Here is a 17,949-nt window from a genome sequence, read left to right as displayed (position 1 = left end):
GTCACCCCAAATCATGAAGCACATTCGTAACTTTTCGATTATCGCCCACATCGACCATGGTAAGTCGACCCTATCTGACCGTCTGATCCAAGTATGTGGTGGTCTAACCGATCGCGAAATGGCAGAGCAAGTTCTTGACTCAATGGATCTAGAACGTGAGCGTGGTATCACCATCAAATCACAGAGTGTGACTCTAAACTACACCGCTAAAGATGGTGAAACTTACCAGCTTAACTTCATCGATACGCCAGGACACGTTGACTTCGCTTACGAAGTATCGCGCTCTTTGGCTGCATGTGAAGGTGCACTATTGGTGGTTGACGCAGGTCAGGGCGTAGAAGCACAGACACTGGCGAACTGTTATACCGCAATTGAAATGGATCTTGAGGTTGTGCCAATCCTTAACAAGATCGATTTGCCTGCTGCGGATCCAGAGCGTGTCGCAGAAGAAATTGAAGAGATCGTTGGCATCGACGCGATGGAAGCTACTCGTTGTAGTGCGAAAACAGGTCTGGGTGTCGATGATGTTCTTGAAACTATCGTTGATAAAATCCCTGCCCCAGAAGGGGACGCTGATGCGCCACTGCAAGCACTAATTATTGACTCTTGGTTTGATAACTACCTTGGTGTTGTTTCATTAGTACGTATTAAAAATGGCGTTCTGAAGAAAAACGACAAGATCAAAGTGATGAGCACAGGTCAAACTTGGGGTGTCGATCGCCTAGGTATCTTTACGCCTAAGCAAGTTGATACTGATGTTTTACGCACTGGTGAAGTTGGCTGGGTTGTTTGTGGTATCAAAGACATCCTTGGCGCACCTGTTGGTGATACGCTGACGCTATCGAAAAACGGCAGTGAGACACCACTACCAGGCTTTAAAAAAGTAAAACCTCAAGTGTATGCAGGCTTGTTCCCAGTCTCTTCTGATGACTATGAAGCGTTCCGTGATGCACTTGGTAAACTGAGCCTAAACGACGCATCGCTATTCTACGAGCCAGAGAACTCTGCAGCTCTGGGCTTTGGTTTCCGCTGTGGTTTCCTTGGCATGCTGCACATGGAAATCATCCAAGAGCGTCTAGAGCGTGAATACGATCTTGATCTTATTACCACAGCACCAACGGTAGTCTACGAAGTAGAGAAAACCGACGGTGAAGTGTTCTATGTCGATAGCCCTGCAAAATTGCCAGCGGTAAACGATATTGAAGAAATTCGCGAGCCAATTGCTCGTTGTAATATCCTTGTGCCAACCGACTACTTGGGTAACGTAATCACACTATGTGTTGAGAAACGTGGTCTTCAGGTAGATATGGTATATCACGGTAACCAAGTGGCTGTGACTTACGACATCCCAATGGCAGAAGTGGTTCTAGACTTCTTTGACCGCTTAAAGTCAACGTCTCGTGGTTATGCATCATTAGACTATAACTTCCAGCGCTTTGAAGCATCGAACATGGTACGCGTAGACGTACTGTTGAACGGTGACAAAGTGGATGCGCTAGCGATGATCACCCATAAAGATCAATCACAAACTCGTGGTCGTCAGTTGGTTGAGAAAATGAAAGAGTTCATTCCTCGTCAAATGTTCGATATTGCGATTCAAGCGGCAATTGGTAACCACATTATTGCTCGCTCAACCGTGAAACAGCTACGTAAAAACGTACTGGCAAAATGTTACGGTGGTGACGTGAGTCGTAAGAAGAAACTGTTGAAGAAACAGAAAGAAGGTAAGAAACGCATGAAGCAGATCGGTAACGTAGAGCTGCCTCAAGAAGCGTTCCTAGCAATTCTTCATGTTGGTAAAGATTAATAAATTGAGCATTTGCTCAGTATTATAATCAAAGTAAGTGAAAGGGTTTCGGCTCTTTCACTTTCGCATTTTTGAAAGTAAGGGAAGTCAATGGCGAATACTTTTTCACTTATCTTAGTGCTGGTTACGTTAGTAACGGGTGTAGTTTGGGCACTGGAAAAGCTCGTGTTTGCGAAAAAACGACAGCTAAAGCTAGCGGAAGTGGAAGCGCAGACCAACGGCCTAGATGCTGCGGCAGTTGCGAAAATCAAAGCTCAGCCTTGGTGGATTGAAAATAGTGTTTCGATTTTCCCTGTGATTGCTTTTGTATTGGTTTTGCGTTCATTTGTTTATGAACCGTTTCAGATTCCATCAGGATCAATGATGCCAACACTGCTGGTTGGTGACTTTATTCTGGTAGAAAAATACGCTTACGGTTTAAAAGACCCTGTATGGCGCACACAACTGGTTGAAACCGGTAAACCAGAGCGTGGCGATATCGTGGTATTTAAGTACCCACCTCAACCAAGTATTGATTACATCAAACGTGTGGTTGGTCTGCCGGGCGATATTGTTCGTTACAGCCAAGACAAGCAAGTCTGTATTCAAAAAACGGGTGAAAATAGCTGCAAACCAGTAAAACTATTCAATGTTGAAGAGAGCCCATTTGTACAAAATGGCGTGCCTATGATGCAGTTGAATGAACAACTGGGAGCGCAAGAGCACCAAATTCTTATCAACCCGCTGCGTCGCGACCGTATCGAGGCTTACCAACCTCGTCCAGGTGTTAATGAGTGGGTTGTACCAAAAGGTCACTACTTTGTGATGGGTGATAACCGTGACAATAGTGCTGACAGCCGCTACTGGGGCTTTGTTCCAGAAGCTAATTTAGTAGGTAAAGCTGTTGGTATCTGGATCAGCTTTGAGTTTGATCGCAGTGACGATAGTATTCTGCCTACTTGGATTCCTACCGGAGTGCGCTTTAATCGCATCGGTGGGATTAACTAAATCTCTGTCAGCGTTGACGTTGTTACCTTGGAGGTTGACTGCAGGGTAACAATGGTAACGGCTAAAGAGATGACTGATTTGATTAACGAGAGAGTATGAATTCTCCAATCGCAATACTAGAGAAAAAGCTTGGCTACCGCTTCCAGCAAGCCGAGCTTATCAACCTAGCGCTTACTCACCGTAGCGCGAATGGTAAGCATAATGAACGTCTTGAGTTTCTGGGCGATTCAATTTTAAGTTTTGTCATTGCTGATGATCTTTATCACCGTTTTCCAAAGGTTAACGAAGGTGATATGAGCCGTATGCGTGCAACGCTTGTGCGTGGTAACACATTGGCTGAGCTAGGGCGAGAGTTTGTCCTAGGAGATTACTTAAAATTAGGTCCAGGTGAGTTGAAAAGTGGCGGCTTCCGTCGTGATTCAATTCTTGCCGATGCTGTTGAAGCCATCATTGGCGCTATCTACCTAGATAGCGACATTGAAACGGTGCGCGGTATTGTGTTGAGCTGGTACCAAACTCGCCTAGAAGCAATTAAGCCAGGTGTATCACAGAAAGACCCTAAAACTCGCCTTCAAGAGTTCCTACAAGGTCGCAGAAAACCGCTGCCTGTCTACACAGTGACTAATATTAAAGGTGAGGCACACAACCAAGAGTTTACTGTGTCGTGTGAAGTTGCAGGTATTGGATCACCTGTAATTGGTAAAGGTACCAGTCGTCGCAAGGCAGAACAGGCGGCTGCGGAAACGGCATTAGAGCAATTAACCAATGGCTGATTCAGACAATAACGAATTTGATATCGATGCATACTTTGCGTCGGGTAACGAGCAAGTGGCAAGCTCACCAGAAAACCAGCACTGTGGTTTTGTCGCGATTGTAGGTCGCCCAAACGTTGGTAAGTCGACACTACTGAACCGTATTTTGGGACAGAAGATCTCGATCACTTCACGTAAACCGCAAACGACGCGTCACCGTATTATGGGCGTGGATACCGAAGGCGATTACCAAGCAATTTACGTTGATACACCAGGACTTCATATTGAAGAAAAACGTGCTATCAACCGCTTGATGAACCGTGCGGCAAGCTCATCGCTGAGTGATGTAAACCTAGTGTTCTTCTTAGTGGATGGTACACACTGGACTAACGACGATGAAATGGTGTTGAACAAACTGCGCAACGCAAATTTCCCAGTTGTTTTGTGTGTCAACAAAGTAGACGTTGTCGCTGACCGTAACGACGTTATGCTGCATATGATGGATATGTCGAAGAAGATGGACTTCGTCGACGTTGTGCCAATCTCTGCAAAACACGGTAAGAACATGGAAGTGCTGCGTAAGCACGTACGTGATCACTTACCAAAAGCAGTACATCACTTCCCAGAAGAGTACGTAACTGACCGTTCTCAGCGCTTTATGGCATCTGAGATCGTACGTGAAAAACTGATGCGCTTTACCGGTGAAGAGCTGCCTTACTCAGTGACGGTTGAAATCGAGCGTTTCGATTACAACCCAGAGACGGATGGTTTCCATATCAATGCGCTGATCTTAGTTGAACGCAGCGGCCAGAAGAAAATGGTGATTGGTAAAGGTGGCGAGAAGATCAAAACCATCGGACGTGAAGCTCGTCTGGATATGGAAGAGCTGTTTGGTCGTAAGGTTTACCTAGAAACTTGGGTTAAAGTGAAATCGGGATGGGCTGACGATGAGCGTGCACTGCGTTCATTGGGTTATATCGACGATTTATAATTACGATCAGCAAGCAAACTTTGCTTCGTAATGTGAGTAATAATAAGGAGCCCAGTGGCTCCTTATTTTGCAATTGGATGGTAATAAATGTCTTCTGAAGGCTTACAGCGTTGTTTTGTGTTGCACCGTCGACCTTACAGTGAGTCGAGTCTTATTCTCGATGTCTTTAGTGAGGAGTATGGTCGCGTCACAATTATGTCCAAAGGGGCTCGCAGTAAGCGTTCGAACCTTAAGGGAGCGCTGCAACCATTTACGCCGTTATTGCTTAAATGGTCCGGCAATGGCTCAATGAAAACTTTGCGTCAAGCCGAACCCATCAGCTTAGGCTTGCCGTTAACCGGCATCAATCTCTACTCAGCGATGTACGTTAATGAGTTGATTGGGCGTGTACTGATGGCGGAAGTGCCGATGCCTGGTCTGTTCCATGACTATCTTCATGCCCTGACAGAACTGGCACAAGCTGACAATCCTGAGCCTGCACTAAGACGGTTTGAACTCGCACTTTTAGCGGCAATGGGCTACGGTGTCGATTTTTTGCACTGCGCGGGCAGTGGAGAACCGATAGATCCGACTATGACTTATCGTTATCGTGATCAGAAAGGGTTTATTGCATCGGTCAGGCTTGATAACCTCACGTTCAAGGGTGATGAACTTATCGCTATAAGTGAGCGTAGATTTATAACCAAACCACAATTACAAGCCGCAAAGCGCTTTACTCGTATCGCGCTCAAACCTTACCTTGGCGGCAAACCTTTAAAAAGTCGGGAGCTATTTTTATCAATGGTTCCCAGAGCACGGAGTATTAAAACATGAGCTCAATTTACCTAGGTGTGAACATCGACCATATTGCAACGCTACGTAACGCACGCGGTACTAAGTACCCAGATCCTGTGCATGCTGCGGAAATTGCGGAGCGCGCTGGTGCTGATGGCATTACCGTACACCTACGTGAAGACCGCCGTCATATTAAAGATCGTGATGTTCGCATCCTACGTGAGACCCTACAAACGCGTATGAATCTTGAAATGGCCGTGACTGATGAAATGGTTGAGATTGCCCTTGAAACTCAACCTGAATATGTGTGCTTGGTACCAGAAAAACGTGAAGAGTTGACCACTGAAGGTGGTTTGGATGTGGTTGGTCACTTTGAAAAAGTGAAAGCTGCAACCGAAAAACTGACCGCTGCTGGCATCAAAGTATCTCTGTTTATCGATGCTGACCGCGGTCAAATCGATGCTGCAAAAGCATGTGGTGCTCCATTTATTGAACTGCATACTGGTCACTACGCTGATGCAGAAAATGAAGCTGAACAACAAGCTGAGTTGAAGAAAATTGCTGCCGGTGCAAGCTATGCGGCGGGCTTAGGCATTACTGTTAATGCTGGTCATGGTCTGACTTACCATAACGTAGCGGCCATTGCCGCAATCCCTGAAATCTACGAGCTAAACATTGGTCACTCAATCATTGGACGTGCTGCGTTTGATGGCCTTGAAAAAGCAGTGAAAGATATGCGTGCACTTATGGTAGAAGCGCGTAAGTAGACAATGGCGATTAAAGGCTTAGGCACAGATATTGCTGAAATTGAACGCGTTGAAAAGGCACTCAGCCGCACTGGTGTGGCGTTTGCTCAACGCATTCTAACCCCTGAGGAAATGACCCGTTTTGCCGACAGCAAACAGCAAGGGCGTTTCCTCGCCAAGCGTTTTGCGGCTAAAGAAGCGGCGTCAAAAGCGCTTGGTACGGGGATCGCGAAGGGGGTGACCTTCCATGATTTTACAATTACCAATGATGACGCGGGTAAACCACAGCTAACATTGAGTAATAAAGCGTTGCAATTGGCCAGCGCTATGGGAGTAAAGCATCTCCATTTATCGATTTCTGATGAGCGGCACTATGCTGTTGCGACGGTAATATTCGAAAACTAAGTCGGTAGCTGTATTGTGAAAAGAGCGCGATAATCGCGCTCTTTTTTATGCTGTTGGTTTAAGGTAAGGTTCAGCGCTTGCGGTGACTTTTTCCATCTCATCTTGCAGCTCAAACAGCTCAGGCTCAATGTCTTCGATCGTTTTCCCTGAGCGCAGCGCCTTCTCTATCGCGGCACATACCTTTTTCAATCTTGGTACACCAGAGTACGAGCAGCTGCCATGAAGTTTATGCACATGGTGAATCAATTGCTCAATATCACAGTCATCTTCCTCTAATGCTTGCTCGACAATCTCATTCACTTCTGGAATGTAGTCGATCAACATCTGCAACATATCACGGGCAAGATCTTCCTTGTTTGCCGCTTGTTTCAGTGCAGACTGCCAATCAATGATCATATTACTATGCTCATTGCTGTTTGAATGAGGTTGCACGATGGGCTCCCCTTGCGCAGGCAGTTCAAGCTTCTCGAGTTCATTGGCTTTGGTATGCGGATTCCAATGCATTAATACTTGCTGTAGGACATGTTCCTCAATCGGTTTAGTGAGGTAGTCGTCCATTCCGGCATTGAGTAAGCGATCTCGTTCTCCACTCATGGCATGGGCAGTCACGGCAATGACAGGCGTTTTAGAGTTGAATGAGGTGTTTTTGATCTTGCTACAAGCGGTCACGCCATCCATATGTGGCATCTGGATATCCATCAAAATGATATCAAAATGGCGTTGCTGAGCTTGTCTTAGCGCATCTTGCCCATTGGTACATGAGATGACGGTTTCGACTCGTTCTTCAAGTAGGGCGCTGATCAGTTTCAAGTTAGCAGGGTTATCGTCAACCGCCATGACGGTCAAAGGTAACTTCTCACTGCAAACCACTTGTTGAGTGATTGCTGGCAAGCTCTCTTGATTTGCTGCCATAGTTTGTAGCAGCTTTTTACGCGACAATGGCTTAGTAATACAGTGGATTTGATATTTTTGAATTAAGTGATCAGACAACGCAAGCATGGTGCTTGGTGTACCCACCACCACATGAGGCGCGAATTTAAGAGCTTTTTCTACTAATGCTTCCACTTTGTCGATTTCATTACTCCGGTTAGGAGCAAGATTAAGCAGAACATAGTCAAACCTCTCTACATCATCAGGCATTGATGAACGATAGGTCACCACCAGTCCATGTTGAACCAGCATTTGTCGAGTAATAGAGGCCGCTTGCATATTTGGTTCAACCAGCAACAGTGAACGCTGGTTAAGTACTTCCACTTCAACCAGATCGCTCATTGGCATTTCAGCCGCATGCAGACGTAAGGTAAACCAGAATGTCGAACCTTGGTGTAGACGGCTGGTTAGGCTAATCTCACCGCCCATCTGACTGACCAGTTTTTGCGTAATAACTAGACCAAGACCGGTACCACCGTAGCGGCGAGAGATACTTGCGTCGGCTTGGCTAAAGGCTTGGAATAGCTGTGCTTGTTGACGCTCAGAGATACCAATACCCGTGTCTCGCACCATAAATTGCAGCTCAATCAGGTCATCTTTTTGTGAGCGTAGCTCGACGCTAATATCGATATTGCCTCGTTCGGTAAACTTAATCGAGTTTCCGACTAGATTGGTTAAAACTTGTTGAATGCGTAATGGGTCACCCACCACGCCTCTCGGAACTTTAGGATCGATCTTTAAGGTGATCTCTAAGCCTTTTTCATGGGCGCTGGTGGCCTGCAAACTCACCACTTCTTCCAAAGTGTCTTGGAATTCAAATGGAATATTCTCAAGCGCCAGTTTACCGGCTTCTAGTTTAGAGAAATCGAGGATGTCGTTGATGATTGTCAGTAAGTTGTTCGCCGACTTTTCAATGGTCTGTAGATAATCCGCTTGGCTATTGGTCAGCTGGGTTTTGAGCATTTGGCGGGTAAAGCCAATGACCCCGTTGAGCGGTGTGCGAAGCTCATGTGACATGTTGGCAAGAAACTCAGATTTAACTCGAGCCGCTTCTTGAGCGCGCTTTTTGGCGATATCCAACTCAACGTTTTGAATTTCGAGCTGTTCGAGAGTTTCACGTAAGTCTGAGGTCGCCTGATCGATACTGTGTTGCATCTCAACATGGTATTCCGACAGAGAGACGGCCATGGCGTTGATACCATTTTTGAGTTGGTCTAGCTCACCATGCATTTTTCCTTCGATACGCACATCAAGGTGACCGCGTCTGATGCGATCGACCATATTTTTCATATGGCGAATTGGGCGCGTCACATCATGCATTAAGCGCAAGGCAAAGAACGCCGACAGCCCTAAACCTGTAAGCAAAACGAGGAATGAGGAGAAAATCTCTTGGTATTGCTGCAGGCGTAGAGACGAAAGGTCGACCTCGACGGAAATATAACCCAGTGCTGGATTATTCTCTTTTCCTCGTGGGCTCGACAAAATACCTGACTCACTGATAATCGGCGCACGAAGCACCAAGGTATTGTCTCTGAGGTTTGATGTCACCAACAAAGGGATCGGTTCATTTCGCGGGAAGGTTAGCGACTCAAAACTAGGATGAAAGTTTGAGGTAACAAATAGTTCGTGGTTGTAATCAAATACCGCGATACTGCGGACAAACTTAGAGTTTTTACGGTGGGCGTAGCTAATGATGCGGCGCACCGACTCGCGGCTATTATTTTTTAAACCATCTTCACTGGCAATGGCCAATGGTTCGATAATACTCAAGCCTGAGTTGATAACCTGTTTTTCCAAATCATGGTAACGGTTAAAAGAAAAAATCGCACTCAGAAGTAAGCCAATGATAAGGGTTGGCGCTAAAGTAAGAGTAATAACGCGGGCGCGTAAGCCATATCTGGTCATTATTGTCTAAACATCGTGGTGTGGATATGGGAAAATAAGCACAGCTTGGTTCATTGCAGTCATATTTGCGCAATAGGAACCAAACAGGCCGTCAAAACGATAAGCATAATCAACCCAAGCGGCACAAACAATGACTCAGGCGTGAAAAGGTGACGTCTGAGGAGCAAATCAAGTTATTCACTACAGGCACAGAGCATGGCGCGTTTTTTCCAACCGAAGAAGAAAACTCAATTAGATACTAAACACCAATCCGTTAAGGTGGAAAAACTCGATCACCAAGGTGTAGGTATTGCTTTTCAATCAGGCAAACCTATGTTTATCGAAGGAGCGCTGCCAACAGAGCAAGTTTTGGTGCAACTGACCGAGTCAAAGAGTAAGTTTGCAAAAGCAAATTTGATTAAGGTGCAAACGCCAAGCAAAGAGCGAGTTCAGCCATTTTGCCGTCATTATCATCAGTGCGGAGGTTGCAACCTTCAACACCTTGAAGAGCCCGCTCAACTGCAATATAAACAACAAGCTCTGTCTGGATTAATGCGTAAATTTTCAGGACAGACGCTTGAGCTGAGTGCTCCGATCACTGGTGAAAGCTTAGGTTACCGTCGTCGTGCTCGCATCAGTGTGATGTTAGATAAGAAAACGCGTCAACTGCAGTTCGGTTTTCGCCGCAAGCAGAGTAAGCAGATCGTGACAGTGACTGATTGCCCAGTACTTGACGTTGATCTTAATGCGATGCTGCCAGAGCTATATCAATTGCTGCAAACTTTTACTCGCCAAGATTCAATTGGTCATGTGGAGTTAGTCAAAGGTGATAACACCAAAGTGATGGTGTTGCGTCATCTCAAGCCTTTGACCAGTAAAGAACAGCAACAGCTAGAGAGTTTTGCCAAACAGCACCAAGCAACGCTTTATTTGATGCCGCAAGCCGAGCAACTGGATTTGGTGGTTGGCGAAGAGGCGCACTATTTAGAGACAGGAACTAAGATTCCATTTGCGCCGAACAACTTTATTCAAGTCAATCAGACCGTGAACCAAAAAATGGTTGCGCAAGCATTAGCATGGCTTGAGTTAAGCAAAGCGGATCATGTGCTTGATCTGTTCTGTGGTTTAGGTAACTTCAGTTTACCTATGGCGCAGCTGGCTAAATCGGTGATTGGCGTGGAAGGCGTCGATGCCATGGTAGTGAAAGCCAGTGAAAATGCCCGTTTGAATCAGATCGATAATGTATCGTTCTATCAAGCAAATTTGGAACAAGATATGTCATCTCAACCATGGGCTAGTGAAAAATTTGATAAGATACTGCTCGATCCAGCTAGAGCGGGTGCGAGTGGTATAGTAGACCAACTAGCAGGATTGGGCGCTCAGCGGGTTGTCTATGTTTCTTGTAACCCAGCAACGCTTGCCCGAGATAGCCAAAGCCTGTTAGAACAAGGCTACCAGTTAGAAAAGCTTGGTATGCTAGATATGTTCCCGCATACGGGGCACCTTGAGTCAATGGCACTATTTGTCATGCGCTAGGAAAAGTTGAACTAACGATAGGTTTTATAGCCTATAAGACAAGGTTAGTCGGTAAATAAAAATAACAACTAGGACGAAGAAAGATGGTTGCGGTAAGAAGCGCGCATTTAAATCAAGATGAACAGTTTGAACTAGATAAGTGGATTACTAGTTTAAAGCAGGAACCTCAAACTGCTCAGCGCTTAACACAAGTTTATCATCAGTGTGAAAGTTACCTGCAAGGTAACGACAATGCACCATTGTTGCTGTGGCGTGGTCGAGAGATGATTGAAATCCTGATCACGCTCTCAATGGATAAACCCACGTTAATCGCGGCGTTACTATTTCCATTAGTTTCCAGTGGGGCTTTGCAGCGCGAGAAACTCGAGGAAGATTTCAGCAAAGAGATCATCAAGCTGATTGATGGTGTCGAAGAGATGGCGGCATTGGGGCAACTAAACGTGACCCTAGAGGGAAGTGCTGCGTCTGCGCAAGTAGATAATGTGCGCCGCATGTTACTTGCGATGGTGGATGATTTCCGTTGCGTGGTCATCAAACTGGCTGAGCGTATCTGTAATCTAATTGAAGTGAAAAAAGCGCCGGATGAAGTGCGCCGTGCTGTAGCTAAAGAGTGCGCCAACATTTATGCGCCATTAGCCAACCGTCTTGGCATTGGTCAGCTTAAATGGGAAATCGAAGACTACGCTTTCCGCTATCAACAACCTGACACCTATAAGCAAATCGCGAAGCAACTGTCAGAGCGCCGCATTGTGCGTGAGCAGTATATTAAAGATTTTGTTGATGACCTGCTTAAAGAGATGAAAGTCTCAGCCATCAATGCTGATGTGAGTGGGCGACCGAAACACATCTACAGTATTTGGCGCAAAATGCAGAAAAAAGGCTTAGAGTTTGATGAGCTTTTCGACGTGCGCGCGGTGCGGATTATTGCTGATAAACTGCAAGATTGTTATGCAGCCCTCGGTGTTGTACACACCAAATATAAGCATTTACCGAGTGAGTTTGACGACTACGTTGCCAACCCAAAACCGAATGGTTACCAATCTATCCATACAGTGATTCTTGGTCCAGAAGGCAAGACCATCGAGATCCAAATTCGTACCAAACAGATGCACGAAGACTCTGAGCTCGGGGTTGCGGCACACTGGAAGTACAAAGAAGGCGGCAGTGGTCGCAGCGGTTACGATGAGAAAATTACTTGGCTACGTAAACTGCTTGATTGGCAAGAAGAGATGTCGGATTCAGGCGAGATGCTGGACGAAGTCCGTAGCCAAGTCTTTGATGATCGCGTCTATGCCTTTACCCCACGTGGTGATGTGGTTGACTTGCCAATGGGCGCAACACCGCTCGATTTTGCCTACCATATTCACTCAATGGTGGGGCACCGCTGTATCGGTGCCAAAGTGGGCGGGCGTATCGTGCCATTTACCCACAAGTTGCAAATGGGCGATCAAGTTGAAATCATCACCCAAAAAGAGCCAAACCCATCACGTGACTGGTTAAATCCATCGACCGGGTTTGTTACCTCAGGTCGTGCTCGTGCCAAAATCAACGCTTGGTTCCGCAAACAAAGCCGAGAGAAAAACCTTGAAGCAGGACGCGAAATACTAGAGCACGAGCTAGCGAAGATCGGTGCAACCCTAAAAGATGCTGAGCAATACGCGCTCAAGCGTTTCAATATGAATACTTCAGACGAGCTGTTTGTCGGGATTGGTAGTGGTGATTTGCGTATCAACCAAATCATTAACCATATCAATGCATTGGTCAATAAACCGACCGCTGAAGAAGAAGATCAGCAAGCGCTAGAAAAACTACTAGAGGCGGAAAGCAAGCCATCAGCACCAAGTCGACCGAATAAAGATGCCGTCGTTGTCGAAGGCGTCGATAACCTGATGACCCATCTTGCTCGCTGTTGCCAGCCGATCCCAGGTGATGAAATCAAAGGCTATATCACACAAGGTCGTGGCATTTCAGTCCATCGTGCCGATTGTGAGCAGCTCGAAGAGCTTCGTCACCATGCCCCAGAACGTATAATCGATACAGTCTGGGGAAGTGGCTTTGCCGGTACGTATTCGCTAACGCTACGAGTAGAAGCGATGGAGCGCAGTGGTTTGCTAAAAGAAATCACCACTCTATTTGCCAATGAAAAAGTCAAAGTCAATAGCATGAAGAGCCGAGTGGACTACCGCAATCAGCTATCGATTCTAGACTTTGACCTAGAAGTGACCACGGTTGAAGTGGTGAATAGGTTGATTAGTCGCGTTGAGCAGATAAGAGATGTGATGCTAGTTAAACGCCTCGGCTAATTTTCGCGTCATCTTTGACGTCGTAGCGGTGTTAGCTGCATAAAAATATCTCCATCACATAGTAGTCTATGTTCAGGAGCATATTTTTACTGGCTGCCTAGCTACGACGCCAAATCTATAGCGAAACGTTGTACTGTGCGAGCTAACAGCCACTGCTTAGCAAAAGCGTTTAGGTTATTTGGCTGTATCTCGTTGTTGTCTTCGTTGATTTCGCTCCATCACATAGTGGACAGGAGTCGACATCAACTCGCCGCCTAGAGCCAACAGCCAACTACTTAGAAAAGTTCAAGGACGAGTGAGGAGCTAGATGGTAAACGCGAGAGCCCAAATATTGTCATTCCCTACAGTGAGGAACGAACGTGATAGGGAATCTCGCTTTTAACAAGAATGTCACTCCAAACTCGGCGTGAGACAAAAATTTCAAGGTGAGTGGTTTGTGCTGCTCACCTTTTTGTTTATTAGCTGCTTGCCATGAGAGGTGGGCAGAGGAGAAAGGTAATGAGTCATCCAATTGAACAGTTAGAACAGATTATGGCCACTCTGCGTGATCCGCAAAAAGGCTGCCCTTGGGATCGCAAACAGACCTTTGACACAATTGTTCCCCATACTCTTGAAGAGACTTATGAAGTGGTGGATGCGATTCACAATCAAGATTGGCCGAACTTAAAAGAGGAACTGGGTGATTTGCTGTTTCAGGTGATTTTTTACAGCCAACTTGCCAAAGAGCAAGGGCTATTCGAATTTTCTGATGTGGTGGAAACGGTCAATGAAAAGCTCACTCGTCGTCACCCACATGTTTTCTCTCAGGTTGAGTTTGAATCTGATGAAGCTATCAATGCCAACTGGGAAGCCGAAAAAGCAAAAGAGAAAGCGCAAGCAGGCAAAACTGAGCAAAGTATTCTAGACTCAATACCAAATTCTCTACCTGCATTATTACGTGCCACAAAAATGCAGAAAAAATGTGCGCGCTATGGATTTGATTGGGATTCCATCGGTCCGGTGGTCGAAAAAGTACGTGAAGAACTTGATGAAGTACTTGAAGAATCGATGCTGGCCGATTGCAAACAAGAGAACATTGAGCTGGAACTCGGCGATTTAATGTTCGCGGTCGTCAATCTTGCTCGCCATTTAGAAGCTAACCCCGAAGTGGCGCTAGCTAAAGCAAATCTAAAATTTGCGCGCCGTTTTGCTGCTGTTGAGCAAAAAGTTTCTCAAGCAGGCAGGGTTTTAGCTGACTGCACTTTGGATGAATTGGAGCAATTTTGGCAACAAGTTAAACAAGATGAACGCAGTATTATGATGTAATTAGGTGTATTTGGGATAAATTTGACTCATCCTATTTACAAGTTTAATTAATCTGAATCATTCAGTTTGATTTGAAGCAAAAAATAATTAATCGTGGTGTGATAGATTTCACGTTGTGGCGGTAAGGGGCTTCTGGTATATTTACATCCCGTCCAGAAGAAATCCATTTTCCCTCATTCAACCAATTTCAGGTTAAACATGACGACAAATTACATTTTTGTTACTGGCGGGGTTGTATCCTCTCTAGGTAAAGGTATTGCAGCAGCATCTCTTGCAGCTATTCTTGAAGCTCGCGGTCTTAAAGTGACTATGATGAAGCTTGACCCTTACATCAACGTTGACCCAGGCACTATGAGCCCAACTCAACATGGTGAAGTGTTTGTAACAGAAGACGGCGCAGAGACAGACCTAGACCTTGGTCACTACGAGCGATTCATCCGCACTAAGATGACTAAGCGTAATAACTTTACCGCAGGTCGTGTTTACTCAGACGTTCTAGCTAAAGAGCGTCGTGGTGACTACCTTGGTGCAACGATTCAAGTTATCCCTCATATCACAAATGCAATCAAAGACCGTGTGATCAATGGCTCTCAAGGTCATGACATCGCGATCGTTGAAGTTGGTGGTACGGTAGGTGATATCGAGTCACTACCATTTATGGAAGCGATTCGTCAGCTAGCAGTTGAAATCGGCCGTGAACGTGCAATGTTCATGCACCTAACTCTCGTTCCTTACCTTGCAGCTGCAGGTGAAGTGAAAACGAAACCGACTCAGCACTCTGTAAAAGAGCTGCTTTCAATCGGTATCCAACCAGATATCCTAGTTTGCCGCAGCGATCGTATGATCCCAGCGAACGAGCGTAAGAAGATTGCGCTATTCTGTAACGTTCCTGAGAAAGCGGTAATCTCTATGAAGGACGTAGATTCTATCTACAAGATCCCTCAACTAATTCGCGCCCAAGGTCTTGATGACCTAGTATGTTCTCGTTTTGGTATTACTGCACCAGAAGCCGACCTTTCTGAGTGGGAACAAGTAATCTATGAAGAAGCGAACCCAACTGGCGAAGTAACCATCGGTATGGTAGGTAAATACATCGAATTACCAGATGCTTACAAGTCAGTAAACGAAGCACTTAAACATGCGGGCTTGAAAAATCGTCTAAGCGTCACTATTAAGTACGTAGACTCTCAAGATGTCGAGACTAAAGGTGTCGAACTTCTTGAAGGTCTAGACGCAATCCTAGTACCTGGCGGTTTTGGTGACCGTGGTATCGAAGGTAAGATCCTTGCAGCGCAATACGCACGTGAGAATAAAGTTCCTTACCTTGGTATTTGTCTAGGTATGCAAGTTGCACTGATTGAATACGCACGTAATGTAGCAGGCATGGAAGGTGCACATTCAACAGAATTTAACAAAGAGACTAAGTACCCTGTGGTAGGCTTGATCACAGAATGGGTTGATGCAGATGGTAACGTTGAAGAACGTACAGAATCATCTAACCTTGGTGGTACAATGCGTCTTGGTTCACAGCTGTGTCACCTAGCAAAAGGCACCAAAGCACGTGAACTATACGGTAGCGATACAATCCATGAACGTCATCGCCACCGTTACGAAGTGAACAACAATCTTCGCCCGCAAATAGAAAAAGCAGGTCTGAAAGTTTCAGGTTTATCTGCGGATAAGAAGCTTGTGGAAATGATTGAGAACCCAGCTCACCCATGGTTTGTAGCGGCTCAGTTCCACCCAGAGTTCACTTCAACTCCTCGCGATGGTCACCCACTGTTCGCAGGTTTCGTAAAAGCTGCGGGAGAAAACTCGCGCGGTGAATTGAAGTAAGAAGTAAAAGGGATACGGGCAGTTGCGAAGGTTTGCGACTGCCCTTTAATTTCGACATTTATATTTATACGAGAGGAAACATTAATGTCTAAGATCGTTAAAGTTCTAGGTCGTGAAATCATCGACTCACGTGGTAACCCAACTGTTGAAGCTGAAGTACACCTAGAAGGCGGTTTCGTTGGTATGGCAGCAGCTCCATCTGGTGCTTCTACAGGTTCACGCGAAGCTCTTGAGCTACGTGACGGTGACAAATCACGTTTCCTAGGTAAAGGTGTTCTTAAAGCAATTGAAGCTGTAAACGGCCCAATCGCTGACGCTCTAGTTGGTAAAGACGCTAAAGACCAAGCTGCAATCGACGCAGTGATGATCGAACTAGACGGCACTGAAAACAAATCTAAATTTGGTGCGAACGCTATCCTAGCTGTTTCTCTAGCTAACGCTAAAGCAGCTGCTGCAGCTAAAGGCATGCCTCTATACGAGCACATCGCTGAGCTAAACGGCACTGCTGGTCAGTTCTCTATGCCTCTACCAATGATGAACATCATCAACGGTGGTGAGCACGCTGACAACAACGTTGACATCCAAGAGTTCATGATCCAACCAGTTGGCGCTAAAACTCTTAAAGAAGCTCTACGTATCGGTGCGGAAGTATTCCACAACCTAGCTAAAGTTCTTAAGTCTAAAGGCTACAGCACTGCAGTTGGTGACGAAGGTGGTTTCGCTCCTAACCTTAAGTCTAACGCTGAAGCTCTAGAAGTTATCGCAGAAGCTGTTGCAGCTGCTGGTTACGAACTAGGTAAAGACGTTACTCTTGCTATGGACTGTGCAGCATCTGAGTTCTTCGACAAAGAAGCTGGCATCTACAACATGAAAGGCGAAGGTAAAACTTTCACTTCTGAAGAGTTCAACCACTACCTAGCTGACCTAGCTAGCAAGTTCCCAATCGTTTCTATCGAAGACGGTCTAGACGAGTCTGATTGGGCTGGCTTCAAGCACCAAACTGAACTACTAGGTGACAAACTTCAACTAGTTGGTGACGATCTATTCGTTACAAACACTAAGATCCTAGCTGAAGGTATCGAGAAAGGCATCGCTAACTCTATCCTTATCAAGTTCAACCAAATCGGTTCTCTAACTGAGACTCTAGCTGCAATCAAGATGGCTAAAGACGCAGGTTACACAGCTGTAATCTCTCACCGTTCTGGCGAAACTGAAGATGCAACTATCGCTGACCTAGCGGTAGGTACTGCTGCAGGTCAAATCAAAACTGGTTCTATGAGCCGTTCTGACCGTGTTGCTAAGTACAACCAACTAATCCGTATCGAGGAAGCTCTAGGTGAGCGCGCTCCTTTCAACGGTCTTAAAGAAGTTAAAGGTCAATAATTTAGATTTCTAAGTTATTAGCTTAACGCTTTGAAACGCTCCACCTCGGTGGGGCGTTTTTGTATTTGGAGGAAAGCTCACGGTGAGCGCGCTCCCCCATATTTCAAAGAAGCGGTCTTAAAGAAGTTAAAGGTCAAGCTTAATTATAAGCTTAGCTAAATAGCTTTTTAGAAAGGCTCCACTTCGGTGGGGCCTTTTTTTGTGCAGAAGAAGTGAGAATCGAGAGTAGAGAATGCTTCGCTCACGGAGGTGGTTGTAGGCTTTGCTTGCCTTAAGTTTGTCATTCCATAGAGTGCGTTAGCACGAGTAG

At 45.7% G+C, this 17,949-nt stretch carries 13 protein-coding genes; 12 read left to right on the top strand and 1 reads right to left on the bottom strand.

Annotated features, from left to right (window positions below; genetic code table 11):
* Window positions 1-13 precede the first annotated feature (13 nt).
* The 7 genes from lepA (at window position 14) to acpS (ending at window position 6,462) form a co-directional block, all read left to right on the top strand.
* Complete coding sequence (gene lepA / locus GZK95_RS12445; protein WP_075708903.1) at window positions 14-1,807, top strand: translation elongation factor 4; 1,794 nt, start codon at window positions 14-16, stop codon at window positions 1,805-1,807.
* Window positions 1,808-1,897: 90 nt separating this feature from the next.
* Window positions 1,898-2,794 (top strand): signal peptidase I, encoded by an 897-nt coding sequence (gene lepB / locus GZK95_RS12440; protein WP_075708904.1) that lies wholly within the window; start codon window positions 1,898-1,900, stop codon window positions 2,792-2,794.
* A gap of 95 nt (window positions 2,795-2,889) precedes the next feature.
* A complete protein-coding gene (gene rnc / locus GZK95_RS12435) occupies window positions 2,890-3,567 on the top strand; it encodes a ribonuclease III (RefSeq protein WP_075708905.1) in 678 nt (225 codons plus the stop codon).
* Window positions 3,560-4,537, top strand: coding sequence for a GTPase Era (era, locus tag GZK95_RS12430; RefSeq protein ID WP_075708906.1), 978 nt, complete (start codon window positions 3,560-3,562; stop codon window positions 4,535-4,537). The genes rnc and era overlap by 8 nt, the downstream gene beginning before the upstream one ends.
* Window positions 4,538-4,624: 87 nt before the next feature.
* Window positions 4,625-5,350 carry a DNA repair protein RecO gene (recO, locus tag GZK95_RS12425; protein WP_075708907.1) on the top strand — a complete coding sequence of 242 codons (726 nt, stop codon included), beginning with the start codon at window positions 4,625-4,627 and terminating at the stop codon, window positions 5,348-5,350.
* Window positions 5,347-6,078, top strand: coding sequence for a pyridoxine 5'-phosphate synthase (gene pdxJ, locus GZK95_RS12420; RefSeq protein ID WP_075708908.1), 732 nt, complete (start codon window positions 5,347-5,349; stop codon window positions 6,076-6,078). Before recO ends, pdxJ begins: the two co-directional genes overlap by 4 nt.
* Before the next feature lie 3 nt (window positions 6,079-6,081).
* Window positions 6,082-6,462 carry a holo-ACP synthase gene (acpS, locus tag GZK95_RS12415; RefSeq protein ID WP_075712947.1) on the top strand — a complete coding sequence of 127 codons (381 nt, stop codon included), beginning with the start codon at window positions 6,082-6,084 and terminating at the stop codon, window positions 6,460-6,462.
* Window positions 6,463-6,507: 45 nt separating this feature from the next.
* On the opposite strand, the gene barA is transcribed toward acpS, so the two are convergent.
* Entirely contained in the window at window positions 6,508-9,297 is a 2,790-nt protein-coding gene (gene barA / locus GZK95_RS12410; RefSeq protein ID WP_075712949.1) for a two-component sensor histidine kinase BarA, read from the bottom strand.
* 195 nt (window positions 9,298-9,492) lie between these two features.
* Here barA and rlmD point away from each other — a divergent pair, with 195 nt between their 5' ends.
* From rlmD to eno, 5 genes are all read left to right on the top strand, one after another.
* Window positions 9,493-10,812: a 23S rRNA (uracil(1939)-C(5))-methyltransferase RlmD gene (gene rlmD / locus GZK95_RS12405; protein ID WP_075712951.1), complete on the top strand. Its 1,320-nt coding sequence runs from the start codon at window positions 9,493-9,495 to the stop codon at window positions 10,810-10,812.
* 83 nt (window positions 10,813-10,895) lie between these two features.
* Window positions 10,896-13,115 (top strand): GTP diphosphokinase, encoded by a 2,220-nt coding sequence (relA, locus tag GZK95_RS12400; RefSeq protein ID WP_075708912.1) that lies wholly within the window; start codon window positions 10,896-10,898, stop codon window positions 13,113-13,115.
* 498 nt (window positions 13,116-13,613) lie between these two features.
* Entirely contained in the window at window positions 13,614-14,420 is an 807-nt protein-coding gene (mazG, locus tag GZK95_RS12395; RefSeq protein ID WP_075708913.1) for a nucleoside triphosphate pyrophosphohydrolase, read from the top strand.
* A gap of 198 nt (window positions 14,421-14,618) precedes the next feature.
* Window positions 14,619-16,256: a CTP synthase gene (locus GZK95_RS12390; RefSeq protein WP_075712953.1), complete on the top strand. Its 1,638-nt coding sequence runs from the start codon at window positions 14,619-14,621 to the stop codon at window positions 16,254-16,256.
* A gap of 84 nt (window positions 16,257-16,340) precedes the next feature.
* Entirely contained in the window at window positions 16,341-17,639 is a 1,299-nt protein-coding gene (eno, locus tag GZK95_RS12385; protein ID WP_075712955.1) for a phosphopyruvate hydratase, read from the top strand.
* The last annotated feature ends 310 nt before the right edge of the window (window positions 17,640-17,949 follow it).

The organism is Vibrio panuliri (genome assembly GCF_009938205.1).
GTDB classification, from domain to species: Bacteria; Pseudomonadota; Gammaproteobacteria; order Enterobacterales; family Vibrionaceae; genus Vibrio; species Vibrio panuliri.
This window is presented reverse-complemented; position numbering and strand designations above follow the sequence as displayed.